Annotated in this window: 15 protein-coding genes; 9 read left to right on the top strand and 6 right to left on the bottom strand. The window is 61.6% G+C overall.

Annotation, left to right across the window (positions count from 1 at the left end; translation table 11 throughout):
• Positions 1–53: 53 nt before the first annotated feature.
• The 5 genes from CGA22_RS23200 (at position 54) to rlmF (ending at position 6768) form a co-directional block, all read left to right on the top strand.
• On the top strand, positions 54–1544 hold the full coding sequence (locus tag CGA22_RS23200; RefSeq protein WP_041022966.1) for a leucyl aminopeptidase: 1491 nt from the start codon (positions 54–56) through the stop codon (positions 1542–1544).
• A 60-nt stretch (positions 1545–1604) separates the two neighbouring features.
• Positions 1605–2033 carry a DNA polymerase III subunit chi gene (locus CGA22_RS23195; protein WP_041022967.1) on the top strand — a complete coding sequence of 143 codons (429 nt, stop codon included), beginning with the start codon at positions 1605–1607 and terminating at the stop codon, positions 2031–2033.
• A 7-nt stretch (positions 2034–2040) separates the two neighbouring features.
• Positions 2041–2406, top strand: coding sequence for a hypothetical protein (locus CGA22_RS23190; protein ID WP_041022968.1), 366 nt, complete (start codon positions 2041–2043; stop codon positions 2404–2406).
• Between the two features lie 235 nt (positions 2407–2641).
• Positions 2642–5488, top strand: coding sequence for a valine--tRNA ligase (locus CGA22_RS23185; protein WP_041022969.1), 2847 nt, complete (start codon positions 2642–2644; stop codon positions 5486–5488).
• A 254-nt stretch (positions 5489–5742) separates the two neighbouring features.
• Positions 5743–6768, top strand: a complete 1026-nt coding sequence (gene rlmF, locus CGA22_RS23180; protein ID WP_041022970.1) for a 23S rRNA (adenine(1618)-N(6))-methyltransferase RlmF — start codon at positions 5743–5745, stop codon at positions 6766–6768.
• Between the two features lie 86 nt (positions 6769–6854).
• Here the strand turns inward: rlmF and CGA22_RS23175 are convergent, their stop codons facing one another.
• Positions 6855–7139: an HU family DNA-binding protein gene (locus tag CGA22_RS23175; RefSeq protein ID WP_024777638.1), complete on the bottom strand. Its 285-nt coding sequence runs from the start codon at positions 7137–7139 to the stop codon at positions 6855–6857.
• Positions 7140–7535: 396 nt separating this feature from the next.
• Here CGA22_RS23175 and yejK point away from each other — a divergent pair, with 396 nt between their 5' ends.
• Together yejK and CGA22_RS23165 are read left to right on the top strand one after the other, a co-directional pair.
• On the top strand, positions 7536–8540 hold the full coding sequence (yejK, locus tag CGA22_RS23170) for a nucleoid-associated protein YejK (protein ID WP_014340016.1): 1005 nt from the start codon (positions 7536–7538) through the stop codon (positions 8538–8540).
• Positions 8540–8896 carry a glutaredoxin family protein gene (locus CGA22_RS23165; protein WP_041022971.1) on the top strand — a complete coding sequence of 119 codons (357 nt, stop codon included), beginning with the start codon at positions 8540–8542 and terminating at the stop codon, positions 8894–8896. The genes yejK and CGA22_RS23165 overlap by 1 nt, the downstream gene beginning before the upstream one ends.
• A 194-nt stretch (positions 8897–9090) precedes the next feature.
• On the opposite strand, the gene CGA22_RS23160 is transcribed toward CGA22_RS23165, so the two are convergent.
• The 5 genes from CGA22_RS23160 to CGA22_RS23140 all read right to left on the bottom strand — a co-directional run bounded on the left by CGA22_RS23160 (position 9091) and on the right by CGA22_RS23140 (position 12998).
• Positions 9091–10026 carry a glutathione S-transferase family protein gene (locus tag CGA22_RS23160; RefSeq protein ID WP_041021596.1) on the bottom strand — a complete coding sequence of 312 codons (936 nt, stop codon included), beginning with the start codon at positions 10024–10026 and terminating at the stop codon, positions 9091–9093.
• Between the two features lie 79 nt (positions 10027–10105).
• Positions 10106–10420: a GIY-YIG nuclease family protein gene (locus CGA22_RS23155; protein ID WP_041021597.1), complete on the bottom strand. Its 315-nt coding sequence runs from the start codon at positions 10418–10420 to the stop codon at positions 10106–10108.
• A gap of 41 nt (positions 10421–10461) precedes the next feature.
• The gene (locus tag CGA22_RS23150; RefSeq protein ID WP_041021598.1) at positions 10462–10932 is read right to left on the bottom strand and encodes a nuclear transport factor 2 family protein; all 471 of its coding nucleotides are present in this window, start codon (positions 10930–10932) and stop codon (positions 10462–10464) included.
• An 88-nt stretch (positions 10933–11020) separates the two neighbouring features.
• Positions 11021–12349 carry a CynX/NimT family MFS transporter gene (locus tag CGA22_RS23145; protein WP_041021599.1) on the bottom strand — a complete coding sequence of 443 codons (1329 nt, stop codon included), beginning with the start codon at positions 12347–12349 and terminating at the stop codon, positions 11021–11023.
• On the bottom strand, positions 12339–12998 hold the full coding sequence (locus CGA22_RS23140; RefSeq protein ID WP_041021600.1) for a FadR/GntR family transcriptional regulator: 660 nt from the start codon (positions 12996–12998) through the stop codon (positions 12339–12341). Before CGA22_RS23140 ends, CGA22_RS23145 begins: the two co-directional genes overlap by 11 nt.
• A 167-nt stretch (positions 12999–13165) precedes the next feature.
• On the opposite strand from CGA22_RS23140, the gene CGA22_RS23135 reads away from it, so the two are divergent.
• Positions 13166–13477: a type II toxin-antitoxin system MqsR family toxin gene (locus CGA22_RS23135; protein WP_041021601.1), complete on the top strand. Its 312-nt coding sequence runs from the start codon at positions 13166–13168 to the stop codon at positions 13475–13477.
• Positions 13474–13956, top strand: coding sequence for a type II TA system antitoxin MqsA family protein (locus CGA22_RS23130; RefSeq protein WP_041021602.1), 483 nt, complete (start codon positions 13474–13476; stop codon positions 13954–13956). The genes CGA22_RS23135 and CGA22_RS23130 overlap by 4 nt, the downstream gene beginning before the upstream one ends.
• Positions 13957–14003 lie beyond the last annotated feature (47 nt).

Here is a 14003-nt window from a genome sequence, read left to right as displayed (position 1 = left end):
CTCCCGCTACAGTCGGCGCCCGACATATTGACCATTCATTCAGGGATCCGGACATGGAACTGGTTGTAAAAAGCGTTAGCCCAGAAACGTTGAAAACCGCCACCCTGGTGGTTGCCGTCGGCGAAGCCCGCAAGCTCGGCGTCGTCGCCTCCCAGCTCGACGCCCTGTGCGGCGGCGCCATCAGCGCCGTGCTCAAGCGCGGCGACCTCGCCGGCAAGGTCGGCCAGAGCCTGTTGCTGCACAACCTGCCCAACCTCAAGGCCGAACGCGTGCTGCTGGTCGGTGTGGGCAAGGAAGCCGAACTGGGCGACCGTCCATTTCGCAAGATCATCGCCGGCGTGCTGGGCACCCTCAAGGGCCTGGGCGGCAGCGATGCCGCACTGGCGCTGGATGAGCTGGTGGTCAAGGGCCGCGACAGCTACGGCAAGACCCGCCTGCTGGCCGAAACCCTGGTGGACGGCGAATACCAGTTCGACCGCTTCAAGAGCCAGAAGGCCGAACCCCGGGCCTTGAAAAAAATCACCCTGCTGACCATCAAGGCCGCCCAGGCCGAAGTCCAGCGCGCCGTGACCCACGCCACCGCCATCGCCAATGGCATGGCCTTTACCCGCGACCTGGGCAACCTGCCGCCGAACATCTGCCACCCGACGTTCCTCGGCGAACAGGCCAAGGCGCTGGGCAAGCAATTCAAGGGTCTGAAGGTCGAAGTCTTCGACGAGAAGAAAATCAAGGACCTGGGCATGGGCTCCTTCTATTCCGTCGGCCAGGGCAGCGCCCAGCCGCCCCGCCTGATCGTCATGCAATATAACGGCGGCAAGAAGTCCGAGAAGCCCTACGCACTGGTGGGCAAGGGCATTACCTTCGACACCGGCGGCATCAGCCTCAAGCCTGGCGCCGGCATGGATGAAATGAAATACGACATGGGCGGCGCCGCCAGCGTATTCGGCACCCTGCGTGCCGTGCTCGAGCTGCAACTGCCGATCAACCTGGTGTGCATCCTGGCCTGCGCCGAGAACATGCCCAGCGGCACGGCTTCGCGCCCGGGCGACATCGTCACGACGATGAGCGGCCAGACCGTGGAAATCCTCAACACCGACGCCGAAGGCCGCCTGGTGCTGTGCGACGCCCTGACTTACTCCGAGCGCTTCAAGCCGCAAGCGGTGATCGACATCGCGACGCTGACCGGCGCTTGCGTGGTCGCCCTCGGCGCCCACACCTCGGGCCTGCTGGGCAATAACGATGAATTGATCGGCCAACTGCTCAGCGCCGGCCAGCAAGCCGACGACCGCGCCTGGCAGTTGCCGCTGTTCGACGAGTATCAGGAACAACTGGACAGCCCGTTCGCCGATATCGCCAACATCGGCGGCCCGAAAGCCGGGACCATCACTGCGGCGTGCTTCCTGTCGCGCTTCACCAAGAACCTGAACTGGGCACACCTGGACATCGCCGGTACGGCCTGGACCAGCGGTGGCAAGGATAAAGGTGCCACCGGTCGTCCGGTTCCGCTGCTGACCCAGTACCTGCTGGACCGCGCCAAGGCCTGACACCCATGATTGCCGGTGGCGCCGTCCGCGGACGGCGTCACCGGCAGCTCAGGAACCGCAATGACCAAAGTCGATTTCTATATCCTGCCCAGCGCCGATCCGTCGGCCCGGCTGGATTTCGCCTGCAAGCTCACCGAAAAAGCCTGGCGCATGGGCCATCACATCTACCTGCATTGCAGCGATGCTGCCCAACGCGAAGCGCTTGACGCACGCCTGTGGGCCTTCAAGGGCGAAAGTTTCCTGCCTCATGGCCCGGCCGAAAGCGAACCCGAAGGGCTGATCGTGCTGGGGCTGGGGGATGATTGCGGCCAACACCAGGACCTGCTGGTCAACCTCGACCTGAAGGTGCCGGCCTTTGCCTCGCGCTTCGCCCGGGTGGCGGAAGTGGTGGTGGAGGATCCGGCCATCCGACAAGCCGCGCGGGAGAGTTTCCGTTTCTACCGCGAACAGGGCTATCCTCTGCAAGACCACCGTTTACAGCGACTCTGAGCCTACGATGGATACTCCAAAACCACCGCAAAAGCCTCCACACCTGCTGGACGACCTCGAGTCGATCCGCCAGTTGCTCGGCGACGACACCCTGCAACCGCCGTTGCTGACCGACACGGTCGTGCATGAGCCCGTGCATGAAGAACAGATCCCGCTGCTGTTCGAGCCGATCACCGGCCAGCCCGAACCCAAGCCGGCGCCCAAGGCCGACCCCAAGGGCCCCGACGCCCTGCTGCACCTGGACACCGAATTGCGCGCCGCCGCGCAGTTGATCATGCAGGACGTCATCGACGACTTCGCCCCGCACATCGAGACCGAGATCAAGCGTCGGCTGGATGCGCGGATGGAGCGGTTGCTCAGTCAGTACGAGTAATTTTTCTACCTCACAGCGAACACCTTGTGGGAGCCGAGCTTGCTCGCGATGGCGGTGGCACATCCAGCATTGGATGCAACTGATCCGCCGTCATCGCGAGCAAGCTCGGCTCCCACAGGGGTCAACGGTGTCCACAAACTCTGCGCCCGACGCCTCCCGCCAGTGGCTTGCATCTGCCCCGCCCGCTATACTTCCCGGCTTTTCCTGAATAAATGCCAATAGGGTCCCGCCGCGCATGGATAAGACCTACCAGCCGCACGCCATTGAAACTTCCTGGTACAACACCTGGGAGTCCGAGAATTATTTCGCTCCGCAAGGCGCGGGCGATTCCTACACCATCATGATCCCGCCGCCGAACGTCACCGGCAGCCTGCACATGGGCCACGGCTTCAATAACGCGATCATGGACGCCCTGATCCGTTTCCGTCGCATGCAAGGCCGCAATACCCTGTGGCAACCGGGCACCGACCATGCCGGTATCGCCACGCAGATGCTGGTGGAACGCCGCCTCGAAGCCCAGGGCCAGAATCGCCACGACCTGGGTCGCGAGAAATTCCTCGAGAAAGTCTGGGAGTGGAAAGACGAGTCCGGTGGCAACATCAGCCGTCAGATCCGTCGCCTCGGCTCGTCCGTGGACTGGAGCCGCGAGCGCTTCACCATGGACGACGGCCTCTCGGAAGCGGTAAAGGAAGCCTTCGTGCGCCTGCATGAGGACGGCCTGATCTATCGCGGCAAGCGCCTGGTCAACTGGGACACCAAGCTGCACACCGCCATTTCCGACCTTGAAGTGGAAAACCACGACGAAAAAGGTTTCCTATGGAACCTGAAATACCCGTTGGCCGATGGCGCCAAGACCGCTGAAGGCAAGGATTACCTGATCGTCGCCACCACCCGCCCGGAAACCATGCTGGGCGACTCGGCCGTAGCGGTGAACCCGAACGACGAGCGCTACAAGGCGCTGATCGGCAAGTTCGTGGAACTGCCCCTGGTTGGCCGTCGCATCCCGATCATCGGTGACGATTACTGCGACCCCGAGTTCGGCACCGGCTGCGTGAAAATCACCCCGGCCCACGATTTCAACGACTACGAAGTCGGCAAGCGCCATAACCTGCCGCTGCTGAACATCTTCGACAAGAATGCCAACGTCCTGCCGGCAGCCCAGGTGTTCAACCTGGACGGCACGCTGAACGAGGGTATTGACGGCCAGATCCCGGCCGAATATGCCGGCCTCGACCGCTTCGAAGCGCGCAAGCAGATCGTCGCCGCGTTCGATGCCGCCGGCCTGCTGGTCAGCGTCGACGACCATGCCCTGAAGGTGCCGAAAGGCGACCGTTCCGGCACCGTCATCGAGCCGTGGCTGACCGACCAGTGGTACGTCTCCACCAAGCCCCTGGCCGAGCCGGCGATTGCCGCCGTGGAAGACGGCCGCATCCAGTTCGTGCCCAAGCAATACGAGAACATGTACTTCTCGTGGATGCGTGACATCCAGGATTGGTGCATCAGCCGTCAACTGTGGTGGGGCCATCGCATTCCGGCCTGGTACGACGAGTCGGGCAAGGTCTACGTCGGTCGCGATGAAGCCGAAGTCCGCGCCAAACACAACCTCGGCCCGGACGTTGCGCTGCAACAGGACAACGACGTCCTCGACACCTGGTTCAGCTCGGGCCTGTGGACGTTCTCGACCCTGGGCTGGCCGCAACAGACCGAGTTCCTGAAGACTTTCCACTCCACCGACGTGCTGGTCACCGGTTTCGACATCATTTTCTTCTGGGTCGCCCGGATGATCATGATGACCATGCACTTGATGAAGAACCCCGACGGCACGCCGCAGGTCCCGTTCAAGACCGTCTACGTCCACGGCCTGGTACGCGACGGCCAGGGCCAGAAGATGTCCAAGTCCAAGGGCAACGTCCTCGACCCACTGGACATCATCGACGGCATCGACCTGGAAACCCTGGTGCAGAAACGCACTTCCGGGCTGATGCAGCCAAAACTGGCGAAGAAGATCGAGAAAGCCACCCGCGAAGAATTCGCCGACGGCATCGCCAGCTACGGCACCGACGCCCTGCGCTTCACCTTCTGCTCGCTGGCGTCCACCGGGCGCGACATCAAGTTCGACATGGGCCGCGTCGAAGGCTACCGCAACTTCTGCAACAAGATCTGGAACGCCGCGCGCTACGTGCTGGACAAGGGGGAAGACTGCGGCCAGAACGGCGAAGCCTACGAGCTGACCCTGGCGGACCGCTGGATCATTTCCCAGCTGCAGCGCACCGAAGCCGAAGTGACCCGCCAACTGGACCAGTTCCGTTTCGACCTGGCCGCACAAGCCTTGTACGAGTTCATCTGGAACCAGTATTGCGACTGGTACCTGGAACTGTCCAAGCCCGTGCTGTGGGACGACAACGCACCGGTCGAGCGCCAGCGCGGCACCCGTCGGACCTTGGTGCGAGTGTTGGAAGTTGCCCTGCGCCTGGCGCATCCGTTCATGCCGTTCATCACCGAGGAAATCTGGCAGCGCATCGCGCCGCTGGCAGGCGCCCAAGGCAAGACGATCATGCTGCAACCGTGGCCGGTGGCCAACGAAAGCCGCATCGATCCGGCAGCCGAAGACGACATCGAATGGCTCAAGACCTTCATGCTCGGCCTGCGCAACATCCGCGCCGAGATGAACATCGGCCCGGGCAAGCCGCTGACCCTGTTCCTGAAGAACGCCAGCGCCGAAGACCTGCGCCGCCTCAAGGAAAACGAAGCGCTGCTCAAGAAACTGGCGAAGCTCGAGTCGGTGACGGTCCTGGCTGCCGGCGAAGAAGCGCCGCTGTCCGCTACCGCCCTGGTTGGCGAGATGGAAGTGCTGGTGCCGATGGCCGGCCTGATCGACAAGGCCGCCGAGCTGGCACGCCTGGACAAGGAAATCCTGCGTCTCAAGGGCGAAGTGCAGCGCGTCGGCGGCAAGCTGTCCAATGCCGGCTTCGTCGACAAGGCCCCGGCCGATGTCATCGAGAAGGAACGGGCCAAACTGGCCGAGGCCGAACAGGCCTTGGGCAAGCTGGCCGAGCAACATGCGCGGATTGCCAGTCTGTAACGGCAAACTGCAATGAACGAAGGAGGCCTGGCGGCCTCCTTTTTTCTGCCCGCCATTTCCTCCAAACGCTGAACAAATCCTGTGGGAGCGAGCCTGCTCGCGATGACGGCAGTAAAATTCGCCACAGATGCAGCCTGACACACCACTATCGCGAGCAGGCTCGCTCCCACATTTAATTCGTGCAAGCCTCAATACCGTGCGGGATGTGGGACAATGCCCGCCACTTTTTGAGCCAACCCCGAATCGACCCGCCCATGACCGCGCCTCGCCCCCCCAGACCTGCACGCCAGAAGCCCAAGCCCGCCTCCGAAGCCAAGGCTGTCGTGCCACGTGAGAAAGCCAGCCTGCACCCACGCAATCGCCACCAGGGCCGTTACGATTTCCCGGCATTGATCAAGGGCACGCCGGAACTGGCCAGGTTCGTGATCATCAACCCCTATGGCAAGGAAAGCATCGACTTCGCCAGCCCTGAAGCCGTGCGGGTGTTCAACCGGGCGTTGCTCAAATCCTTCTATGGCATTGCCCACTGGGACATTCCGGCCGACTACCTGTGCCCTCCGGTGCCTGGGCGTGCGGACTATGTGCACTTCCTCGCCGACCTGCTCGCCAACCATAACGACGGGGAAATTCCTCGGGGGGCGGCGGTGAAGGTGCTGGACGTCGGCACCGGCGCCAACTGCGTGTATCCGCTGATCGGCTACAGCGACTACCGCTGGCACTTCCTGGGTTCGGAGATCGACCCGACGGCCATCGCCTCGGCCAAGACCATTGTCCAGGCGAATGGGTTGGCCAAGGCTATCCAACTGCGCCAGCAAACCAATCGCAAGCAGATTCTGCTGGGCCTGCTCGACGAAGCCGAGCGGTTCGACCTGACGATGTGCAATCCGCCGTTCCACGCCTCCCTGGAGGAGGCCACCCGAGGCAGCCAGCGTAAGTGGCGCGCCCTGGGCAAGGCCGATCCGAAACGCAAGTTGCCGGTCCTGAATTTCGGCGGTCAGGCCGCCGAGTTGTGGTGCGAAGGTGGAGAAGCCCGCTTCGTGACCCAGCTGATCGGTGAAAGTGCGCAGTTGGCCCGGCAGGTCCTGTGGTTCAGCACCCTGGTGTCGAAGGTGTCGAATCTGCCGGCGATTCAGGCCGCATTGAAGAAGGCCGGCGCGGTGCACAGCCAGGTGGTGGAGATGTCCCAGGGACAAAAGCAGAGTCGCTTCGTGGCCTGGACCTTCCATACCGAGGCCCAGCAGCAGGCCTGGCGTCAGGCGCGATGGGTTCGCAAGGACTGAACGGGCCGCATTGCACCGACCACTTTATTCAGGACAACAAAAAACCGTGCCCGGACTGCTCCGCTGCACGGTTTTTTTAAAGCGTCTTACTTGGCGTTGATCGAATCAACCAGGCCTTTGGCCGGAACCAGCTTGACGACTTTCTTTGCAGCGATTTCGATGGCAGCGCCAGTCGAAGGGTTGCGACCGGTACGGGCAGGACGCTCGGTGACTTTCAGCTTGCCGATACCTGGCAAGGTGATTTCGCCGCCGCTTTCCAGCTGATCGGCAACGATTTGGCCCAACTGGTCCAGAGCGTTACGCGCGGTGGTTTTCGGCGCGTCGATAGCTTCAGCAATGTCAGCGATCAGTTGGTCTTTAGTAAGAGCCATGTAGTGTTCCTTCCCTATCAAATTCATATGGATTGCAGAGTGCAGTGTCAGCCATCGAGCCCGATCTCCTCGGATCAGACACCCTCGGTCATCACCACGACGGGTCGGGGTAATAGATGCCGAAATCCGGGTTTGGTTCGACCTGACAAATGCTGAATGCACGCTTAACGCAGTGCCTTCGCGTAAGACCGGGCAAAACTAGCACAACGCCTGTGAAATATCCGCCCTTAGCTACCCATTTGGTCAGCTTTATTGCGCTAAATCGGTAAAAAAATGCATATGGGCCGTCGGACGGCTCCGAAATCCCCTTCGCAACGCTCCAAAACCAGTGATTGCGGTACACTGGGCGCTTTTCAGGGGAGCCCGCCCTCCTCTCTTTCATCAGCCGAGAAGCCCATGCCGATCCGTCATTGCATCGTCCACCTGATCGACAAAAAACCCGACGGCACCCCTGCTGTGCTCCATGCCCGGGACTCCGAACTGGCAGAGTCCACGGCCATCGAAAACATGCTTGCCGACCTCAACGAGAGCTACAACGCCAAACAAGGCAAGGCCTGGGGGTTTTTCCACGCCGAGTCCGGGGCACATCCATTCAGCGGCTGGCTGAAGGAATACCTGGACGGCGGCAAGGATTTCACTGCGTTCAGTCGCGTGGCGGTGGAACACCTGCAGAAGCTGATGGAAGAGTCCAACCTGTCGGTGGGCGGCCACGTGCTGTTCGCCCATTACCAACAGGGCATGACCGACTACCTGGCCATCGCCCTGCTGCACCACAGCGAAGGCGTGGCGGTCACCGATGAGCTGGACGTCACCCCGTCCCGCCACCTGGACCTGGGCCAGTTGCACCTCGCGGCGCGGATCAACGTGTCGGAATGGCAGAACAATAAACAGTCCAAGCAGTACATTTCCTTCATCAAGGGCAAGAACGGCAAGAAGGTCTCGGAATACTTCCGCGACTTCATCGGCTGCCAGGAAGGTGTCGACGGCCCCGGCGAAACCCGCACGCTGCTCAAGGCCTTCAGCGACTTCGTCGAAAGCGAAGACCTGCCGGAAGACGATGCCCGGGAAAAGACCAAGACCCTGGTGGATTACGCCAGCAGCCAGGCCAAGCTCGGCGAACCCATGGGCCTGGAAGAACTGTCCGAACTGATCGACGAAGACCGCCCGAAGGCGTTCTACGATCACATCCGCAACAAGGACTACGGCCTGTCGCCGGAAATTCCGGCGGATAAACGCACCCTCAACCAGTTCCGCCGCTTCACCGGCCGCGCCGAAGGTTTGTCCATCAGCTTCGAAGCGCACCTGCTGGGCTCCAAGATCGAATACGACGAAGAAGCCGGCACGTTGATCATCAAGGGGTTGCCGACGTCCCTGACTGACCAGCTCAAGCGGCGCAATTGATGCTCGGCGGGGTCCTGAGGAAGTTCCTGCTGATCTTGCTGGTGGTCGTGGCGTACCAGAACTGGGGCAAGATCGAGCGGCTGTTCAACCCCTCGCAAATGGTCTCGCAGCAGATCCGCAGCCATGCCCGCGTTACGCTGTACGCCACCGACTGGTGCGGCTACTGCAAGGCAACGCGACGGTTCCTGGATGAAAAAGGCGTGCCGTATCGCGAGTTCGACATCGAGAAAGACCCCGAAGCACGCAAGGCCTATGAGGCGCTGGGCGGTCGGGGAATTCCGATCCTGGACGTGAATGGCACGTTGATTCGTGGGTATGAACCGCAAAGGATTCTTGAGGCGTTGTCTGCAACATAGCGCTTTGCAGCCGCTGGCCTCAATCGCGAGCAGGCTCGCTCCCACATTGAATCAGCTGCTGACCGCAATCCTGGGAACATCGCCGATCCAGTGTGGGAGCGAGCCTGCTCGCGATGAGGGCATTCCAGTCACCATTTGCACTGACTGTCACACCGCTATCGCGAGCAGGCTCGCTCCCACAGGTCATAGGTGACTTAGCGAGCCTCTATCCGAAACCCTAACCGCGGAAAGTGCACATGCACCACCCCGCCGCGCTCATCTTCACGACGCAGGATCAGCTCTTCGCGCCCGGCAAACAGCAACTCCCCCGCCACCGGATCGACACCATAGTCAGTCGCGGCGACGCTCACCCGTTGCCCTTTCGCAAACCCGTTCGACTCATCGAATGGTTCATCCGGCAACGCGGCCGGCGTAGCGTTGCGGGCTACTTCCAAGGCCTCTTCGGAACTCATGGCGCTCGACGCGCCATGACCGAAAGCCAACACCCGCGTCAGCCAGGCCGAGACGGCCGGATATGCATCCACCAGTGGCGAAGTCACCGGCGTGCCCTTGAGAAACCACAGGGGGTGAGCCATGGCGAAGTCGGCAATCGAAGGCTCCCCCAACAGGAAGTCGCCCTCCTCGCGCTGCAATTGCTGCTCAAGGCGCGCCATGATCGTCGGCCACTGATGCCTGGCCTGCTCGGCAGCCAAACGCGTGGCGCTGCCACCACTGAACAGCCCGGCGCGATCCGCGATGAACGCCTTGATCGCCTCAGGCGACAACTTGGCGAAACGCACGGCCATCGACTCGGGCTGGAACACCAGGCTCACCCCATGCTGGAACACCACCGAATCAGCCCAGGCCGCGAAGGATGCCGCAATCATTTCCCGGCCTTCGGGAAACAGCGCCGGCGTGGTTTTTTCCTGCTCCAATCGACGAGCGATCAAGGCCGTATCGCAATAAACATCCGCTCCGATCTGCAACACCGGCGTCTTGCGGTAGCCCCCCGTCAATGCCGTCAGATCGGGCTTGGGCATCATCGGCGGGATGTTGACCGAGCGCCAGGACAAGCCTTTGAAACCCAGCAGCAGGCGGGCTTTTTCGGCGAAGGGAGACGTCGGGTAATGATGAAGAATCAGCTCTGACATGAGATTTGCCAATGCAGGAAGGAGGTCGACAAGCTTAGCGCGCCGTGGACAGACAGCCTACCCACCTGATGAGCACTCATCAGTGGGATGGATGATGCGACGCCACCAGGCATTCCTTGGCGCTTTTGCGCAGCTTTTTGATCAGCCGCTCCTGGCGCAAGGCTTCGCCCTTGTCACGGCAGGCTTCGGTATAGACCAGTGCCACCGCCGGGCTGGAGAGAAAGAAACGTGCGCCCTTGCCGCTCTGGTGCTTGGCGAAACGGCGCACCGGATCGTCGCTGATGCCACAATACAACGCGCCGTTGGCGGCCCGCACCAGATAGACGAACCAGGGCTTGCCCGGCTCGGTCGCGGCCTCCACAGGCAGCTCTGAAGTGTTGTTGGCAGTCGTCACGAAATGTTCTACAGACGCGTAGGAAGTAGGTCGCGATCTTATCAGCGACTGGCCTGGAACGCCCGAAGCCCTTTGAGCGCCTGCGCCCTGACCGCGTTGCGCACCAGCGGCGTCCAGCCCAGCAGCAGGCCCTTGGCACCCAAGGCCTGACGGGACCAGCGCCACAGATCGAAACTGTCGTGATGCTCGCAGATCTTGCCATCGCGAAACACGAAGCGGGCCTGGATGTCGTTGACCACGACATTGCCGGTCTGGCTGAACAGGTAAGTCGCCACCCAATGCGCGCCACCGGAGCGCTCATCGCTGCGCACGTTATCGAAGGTCAGGGAGAAGTCCTTGGCGCGGGTGGTGAGCATGCGCCACATATCACCGGCATCACGCCCGCGCAGCTCGCCGAACGCCGGGTCGCTGAAGATCACGTCGTCGGTGTAGCAGGCGCTCATGGCTTCGGCGTCCAGGCGCTGAAAGGCCTGATAGAACCGGTTGATCAGGGCGGTATGGGCATCACTCATGGACAGACTCCGAAAAGCGTTTCAGTGGACCCACCACAATAATCTGCCGCCGCCGGGAACACTATCGTCATTCGCCATGTAAATGACATCAGCGAAGGCCGGTGATTTTTTCGCTGCTGACCCCGACGTACAACGCCCGCCCCGCCCCGATGCCGGCGATGATCGCACCCAGGCCGATCAAGCCGAAGATCCAGCCCAGGGCTTGCCATCCACCGGTCCAGTCATGCACCACACCCACTGCGAACGGCCCCAGGGAGGCCAGGGTATAACCGAAGCCCTGGGCCATGCTGGAGAGGTTCGCGGCCACATGGGCGTCGCGGGAACGCAGCACGATCAGCGTGAGCGCCAGACTGAACGTTGCACCCTGCCCTAACCCCAGCAGGATCGCCCACCCCCACAAACCGTCGAGGGGGGCATAGAGGCAGCCAAACAGCCCAGCGAGGGTCATGAGCATGACGATCACGATGGCCGTGCGCTGATCCTTGCCACGGGTCGCCAGCCAGGGCGCCGCCAGGGAACTGATCAACTGCACGATGACCGAGCCCGACAACACCAGGCCGGCCTGGGTCGGGGTCAGGCCACGGCCGATGAGGATCGAAGGCAGCCAACCGAACACGATGTAGGCCAGGGACGATTGCAGCCCCATGTATAGCGTCACTTGCCAGGCCAGTGGATCGCGCAACAACCCGCGAACCCGATACGCCGCCTGGTGGGCACCTTGTTTCTGACTGGTTTGCGGCAGCCAGAACATGGCGGCCAGCAATGCCGGAACCGCCCAGAACCCAAGCCCCAGTGCCCAACTATGGTTCAGTTGTTCGCTCAACGGCACCGTGGCCCCGGCGGCCATCGCCGCGCCCAGGCACAACGCCATGGTGTAGACCCCGGTCATCGCGCCAGCTTGCCGGGCGAAGTCACGCTTGACGATGCCCGGCAACAGCACCCCGATCACACCGATGCTCGCACCGGCCAGGATACTGCCGGCGAACAGGCCAACCTGGCCGAACGAACTGCGCAGCACAATCCCGCCGGCAAGCGTCAGCAAGATCCCCAGCACCACGCGCTCTGCACCGAAACGCCGCGCCAGCACAGGTGCCAATGGCGCGAACAAGCCAAGACACAGCACCGGCAGCGTGGTCAACAAACCGGCCTGGGCGGCCGACAGGCCGAGGTGCTTCGAAACCTCGCTGAGCAGTGGCGCCATGCTCGACAGCGCCGGGCGCAGGTTCAACGCGACCAGGATCAACCCGAGCAGCAACAGCCAGGGCCGGCGCAGCAGCGGATGGGCCTGCTGGGCCTGTTCGTCGTCGGCTTCGGCGTCGATCAACAGCTCTTCGAGCTCGGCACCGCGCTTGGGCGTCTTCGAGGCGGTAGGGTCAAGCAGATCGCGGGACATGGAAAACTCGGATTCAGGGTTCATTGATCAACTGTCGACACAGGGCCTTGGCCCGCTGGGGATCTTGCTGCTCGACGGCTTCGAGGATTTCGGCATGCAGGTCGAACACGTGTTGATGGCGCGGGACGATGTTCAGGCTCTGGCGCAGTTGCGCAGCGATCACGCTGGAAAAGTAGCGATACAACTCACTGAGCGCCGGATTGTGCGCGGCGTCTACCAAGCGGCGATGGAACACCAGGTCGCAGGCGATGTATTGCTCCAGGTCGCCGTGATAGTGCGCGCCGCTGGCGCGTAGCGCCTGGTGCAAGGCCTGCAGGTCTTCGTCGGTACGCCGCATCGCCGCCAGGCCGATGGCCTCGACCTCCAGGATATGCCGGGTTTCCCGAGCCTGTTCCAGCGAACAGCGGGACAACACCTTGAGGGTATCCAGTGGATCGACCAGCGCCCGTACATAACTGCCGTCGCCCTGGCGAACCTCGATCAATCCGGAAAAGGCCAACACGCGCATGGCCTCACGCACGGTGTTACGGCTGATCCCCAGCTCGGCCACCAGTTCCGGCTCGGTGGGCAGTCGCTGCCCCACCGGCCACAGACCGTCGCTGATACGCCGACGCATCTGGTCCAGCGCCTGATCGACCAATGATCGACGGATTATTGGAGAAATTTCTGTCATTAAAAGCGCCCTTTCATCCAATCATAGGATGAATTTTCTGACATGTTAGTCAGCTTCGTGTAGGACGGCAACCGCCTACGGTCAGTGAGAGGGAAAACAAAGCAAAATTTCCGATGGTAAAATTACCCTTTTAGGGTAAATCTAGAAGCAGAGGCCCACGGTTTCTTATGGAAAAGAACACACCTCATTACGCGTTGGCGGTGATACGGGCGGATGTCAGGCGGCTCAGGGGAAATGCGTTCACCAGCACCGCAAAAAACAATGCATGGGTGCTCGGCCTGACGCTCTCGGATATGCAGGAAGTCATTTGCGGACTCCAGCGAAAGCAGTTCTATAAATCGATGACTGCCTATGACGATCATCGAGTCTGGCACGACGTCTATCACGCCAACACACACGGTTTGGAGATTTACATCAAGGTGACCTACCGTCCGAGCGGAGGCCCACCGGTAATCTCCTTCAAGGAGAAAAACGTATGACAACCCAGCAATGTTTCAGTTGTGGTACCCCGGAGGGCATGTTGTATTTCGAAGGTCGCGGCGAAACCTTGAGCGTCAAGGGACTGGAGTGCCGGGTCGATGACCTGTCGGGCTGGGAATGCCGGGTGTGCGGGGAAGTCGAGCTCGATACCGACTGCGCGGAGCGCCATGCAAAGGCGGGGGATGAGCTGGTCAACGCCGCCAGGCAGATGATCGGCGAGGAAATGAAACGCATCCGCCGCAAGCTGCACCTGTCGCAGAAAGACGCCGTATCGCTTTTGTCAGGCGGAGGGCACAACGCGATGTCCCGCTACGAGCGCGGCGAGGTATTGCCGCCAAAACCATTGATGCTGCTGATGCGCCTGCTTGACCGCTATCCCCATCTACTCGCAGATGCACGAACCCTGGCGGAAGGCGTCGACTTAAGGCAATTCAAGACCACGGTGCACAAGGAGCACGAAATCCTTACGGATTCCTGAGCATCGCACCACAAAAAATAAACCCGGAACACAGTCCGGGTTTATTT

The organism is Pseudomonas sp. PSB18 (assembly GCF_014596565.1).
Lineage (GTDB): Bacteria > Pseudomonadota > Gammaproteobacteria > Pseudomonadales > Pseudomonadaceae > Aquipseudomonas.
This window is presented reverse-complemented; position numbering and strand designations above follow the sequence as displayed.

Excerpts from the sequence above, each read along its gene's own strand:
- CGA22_RS23140 (WP_041021600.1), bottom strand. The coding sequence starts at position 12,998 with ATGACAGAAATTTCTCCAATAATCCGTCGATCATTGGTCGATCAGGCG.
- CGA22_RS23160 (WP_041021596.1), bottom strand. The coding sequence starts at position 10,026 with ATGTCAGAGCTGATTCTTCATCATTACCCGACGTCTCCCTTCGCCGAA.
- CGA22_RS23145 (WP_041021599.1), bottom strand. The coding sequence starts at position 12,349 with ATGAACCCTGAATCCGAGTTTTCCATGTCCCGCGATCTGCTTGACCCT.
- CGA22_RS23130 (WP_041021602.1), top strand. The coding sequence starts at position 13,474 with ATGACAACCCAGCAATGTTTCAGTTGTGGTACCCCGGAGGGCATGTTG.
- CGA22_RS23135 (WP_041021601.1), top strand. The coding sequence starts at position 13,166 with ATGGAAAAGAACACACCTCATTACGCGTTGGCGGTGATACGGGCGGAT.
- CGA22_RS23185 (WP_041022969.1), top strand. The coding sequence starts at position 2,642 with ATGGATAAGACCTACCAGCCGCACGCCATTGAAACTTCCTGGTACAAC.
- CGA22_RS23200 (WP_041022966.1), top strand. The coding sequence starts at position 54 with ATGGAACTGGTTGTAAAAAGCGTTAGCCCAGAAACGTTGAAAACCGCC.
- rlmF (WP_041022970.1), top strand. The coding sequence starts at position 5,743 with ATGACCGCGCCTCGCCCCCCCAGACCTGCACGCCAGAAGCCCAAGCCC.
- yejK (WP_014340016.1), top strand. The coding sequence starts at position 7,536 with ATGCCGATCCGTCATTGCATCGTCCACCTGATCGACAAAAAACCCGAC.
- CGA22_RS23175 (WP_024777638.1), bottom strand. The coding sequence starts at position 7,139 with ATGGCTCTTACTAAAGACCAACTGATCGCTGACATTGCTGAAGCTATC.
- CGA22_RS23165 (WP_041022971.1), top strand. The coding sequence starts at position 8,540 with ATGCTCGGCGGGGTCCTGAGGAAGTTCCTGCTGATCTTGCTGGTGGTC.
- CGA22_RS23190 (WP_041022968.1), top strand. The coding sequence starts at position 2,041 with ATGGATACTCCAAAACCACCGCAAAAGCCTCCACACCTGCTGGACGAC.
- CGA22_RS23150 (WP_041021598.1), bottom strand. The coding sequence starts at position 10,932 with ATGAGTGATGCCCATACCGCCCTGATCAACCGGTTCTATCAGGCCTTT.
- CGA22_RS23195 (WP_041022967.1), top strand. The coding sequence starts at position 1,605 with ATGACCAAAGTCGATTTCTATATCCTGCCCAGCGCCGATCCGTCGGCC.